Consider the following 2,855-nt stretch of genomic DNA (forward strand, 5'->3'; position numbering starts at 1 on the left):
AAAAGCAGCTGTTCCTACATTATAGCAAAATGAGACCAATGCCGCGAATTGGCAATCCGTTAACGAAACCGTCACCGCTTCCTCGACTGTCTTCTCAAATTGCTTTAAGTCTTCACAAAGGATTTCTTCCGCTTGCTTTTGCGTAATACGCATGCCTTTTTTGACAAGGGGGTGACCCGCGTTGCTGGTGTGACCATAACCAATCGTCCAGATACACGCCGTATCTCTATAAGCCTCTAAACGCAAACCTTCCCATTGTTTGATAAGCTCCAAACCTTCTTTCGATATCTTTCTCATCTGACGCTCCATAAAAAAAGCTCCACAAAAGTGGGGCCGAATAAAATGATGTTCTAATCAATCTCGCGTTAATTATAATAAAGTGGCTCGCTACATCCACAAGCGCCTATTTTTTCATCTTCTACATAACGAGAATGCGCAAAATTCCGCGCAAATTCACCATTACTAGCATCACCGGACCAATCGCCTCCTCCCAACATAACATTTACGTCTACACGTAAACTGCTTCCTTGTTCCCCTGTATACCATTTCGTCACGGGATAACAACCAGACAAAAATTGCCAAACATAACCGCAACCATCCTCACAACCGATATACGAAATCATACGACGATTTTCTGTATCAACGTGTCCTCCAGACGTTTTGGGAGAAGGCGCTTTATTGCCTATAATACTGGTTCCCGAATTGATTCCATACATGCAAGACGCGAACTCATCACTCGTCAAAAATCTCTTATTAACAGACGAAAAATCCACGTGATGGTCAGAATAGCTACGATTGGTTGTAATCGGAACACCATAGGCAGACTTCGTATTTTCACCTGTCCCTGATTGAAGATAAATATCAACCCAAATATTCTTCCACGGATCGTAAACCATTCCCTCTGGATCACTCCTCGGACAGTGATTTAAACACCAAACAGAATCAGGGAGAATATCCCCCGCTTGATAACCCGATAACGGATGATCTTCAATCTCACCAACATCTGCACAAAGCGTATGAAATCCACCAATCTTTTTAGAGGTATCCTCTGTATAACCATCAGGAACCGTCGGATTGTCCGAAATATTAAAGCTGATCTCATTATTATTAGTGAGGGTTGGTATAAGATAAATATAATAATCCTTGCCTGCTTCAAGAGGTTGTGTAATAAGAAAACCCACACCCTTTGTAAGACGGTGCAAGGTGTACCTATTCCCATGCTCTCCACCATGATAACAGCGAAAAAATGCGCCGCTGTTGATTATAATACCTCTTCTTTTTTGCAAATCCGCTTCCAGAATTCTTTGTGGTTGAACAAAACGCACATTCTCTAAAAAATAAGTAGAAAGAGAATTTACACTACCTTCAAGAGAAGAAAGACTATCACTATGAGTTTGTGTCGTCTCTTGCACTTCTGTCAATGCACTTTTTGCTTCTTCCGCTAAAGCTTTTACCTCAGAGGCGGCTGTATTCGCAGAATTTGTCGTTGCTGTCACCGTATCTAATGAACTCTTGACCTCTCCAAGCCCTTGCTTCGTCGTATCATCTTCTTCTTTTGCTTGCTCCGCAACACTCTTCGCTTCTTCTGCTGTCGACTTCGCAGTCTCGGCTACTTCCTTGGCTTTTTCTGATAAACTTTTTGCACTCAAAGCGGTTTGGCTTGCATGATCACTCGTGGATTTTGCTTCATTGGCTATTGTTTCTAAGCCTTCTGCTTTAGATTTTGCATCGCTAGCCTCTCTTAGTGCTTGATCTACTTTCTCTGTTACACTCTCTTCTCTGCTGCACTTTTCGACGCTGTCAATCCATCAGCGGCTGTCTGTTTGGCTCCATCTGCCTTCATACTTGCTTGTGTCGCTACTGTCTTAACTTCATGACATGTCGCTACCGCTGTTGCGGCTACTTGCGTCGTCTCTGTTGCTGTTTGGGAGGCATCTCTCGCTGTTTGTTCTGCACGTTCAGCAATCGACTTCGATTCATCGGCTAATCTTTTTGCTTCTGTCGAGACATGGACGGCGTTCTCACTTGCCTGCTTGACCTCTACAAAACTTTGCAATGCCGTAGCCAATGAACCTTTCGTACTACTTATTTCCCCTGTAGCTCTATCAAATCCTGCCTTCGCCTCTTCTGCCATTTGCTTGGCGGCATCAGAGGCACTCTTGGCTTCTTCGGCTAATCCCTTGGCTGTATCCGCTGTATCTTTTGCAAGATTAGCCGTTGTCGTTACTGCTGTAACCGCTTCACCCGTTTTCGTCACCTCTGTAAGCGCTTGTTCCGACAACCTCTTCGATTCTTCTGCAACCTGTTGCGCATGTAGCTTGCCAGCAGGTTTTTTATATTTTGCCACTAGGTTTTGTACCAATTCATTTTTTTTCAAAGAGTTTTAAAGGTTTTCTCAAAGGGTCTTCAAAGACCTTTCGAAGATCATTTAAAACCTCTTTTTCTTTTCTGCTCAAAATCGCAATTTGAGATGATCAATCATTGAGTTGGAATCGTATTATTTGAGAAGCAGCGTATATAAGATGTGTTCACCTCTTTTATCTTAAATTGATAGATAGTTTTTCCGTACCCCAAACACATTATTCAAGTACATTATTAAAGGGAGAAGCGTTTAAGGAATTTGGTCAACTTGACCAAATTCCTTTTCAGTACGCAATTGTGCAATGTTTGCACCATTGCTCCTTTGAGGAGTTGGGTAAACATTACCCTTTGATTTTCTGTCTCTCCAAGGTTTATTTTTCTCCTGCCTCTTTTCCCTTGTTTGGTGCTTCGAATGTAATTTCTGTTGTGTATCCGCTTTGTTTTTCATAACGATGTGTGACGGTAGCGGCTTTCCATGGTCCATTGATTTGCCC

3 protein-coding genes and 2 pseudogenes are annotated in these 2,855 nt (G+C 42.6%); all 5 read right to left on the reverse strand.

Annotation, left to right across the window (positions count from 1 at the left end):
- On the reverse strand, nt 1-297 hold a 297-nt coding region (locus tag ACFINA_RS09435), incomplete at its 3' end, for a lysozyme (protein ID WP_375615501.1).
- 68 nt (nt 298-365) lie between these two features.
- The gene (locus tag ACFINA_RS09440) at nt 366-1,649 is read right to left on the reverse strand and encodes a hypothetical protein (RefSeq protein WP_375615502.1); all 1,284 of its coding nucleotides are present in this window, start codon (nt 1,647-1,649) and stop codon (nt 366-368) included.
- Between the two features lie 27 nt (nt 1,650-1,676).
- Nucleotides 1,677-1,805: pseudogene (locus ACFINA_RS09445) on the reverse strand (hypothetical protein); the annotation flags it as partial.
- Nucleotides 1,766-2,347, reverse strand: coding sequence for a hypothetical protein (locus ACFINA_RS09450; protein ID WP_375615503.1), 582 nt, complete (start codon nt 2,345-2,347; stop codon nt 1,766-1,768). The pseudogene ACFINA_RS09445 and the gene ACFINA_RS09450, both read right to left, overlap by 40 nt.
- Before the next feature lie 385 nt (nt 2,348-2,732).
- Nucleotides 2,733-2,855: pseudogene (locus ACFINA_RS09455) on the reverse strand (late control protein); the annotation flags it as partial.

The organism is Bartonella sp. AC10YNML, from assembly GCF_042196825.1.
Lineage (GTDB): Bacteria > Pseudomonadota > Alphaproteobacteria > Rhizobiales > Rhizobiaceae > Bartonella.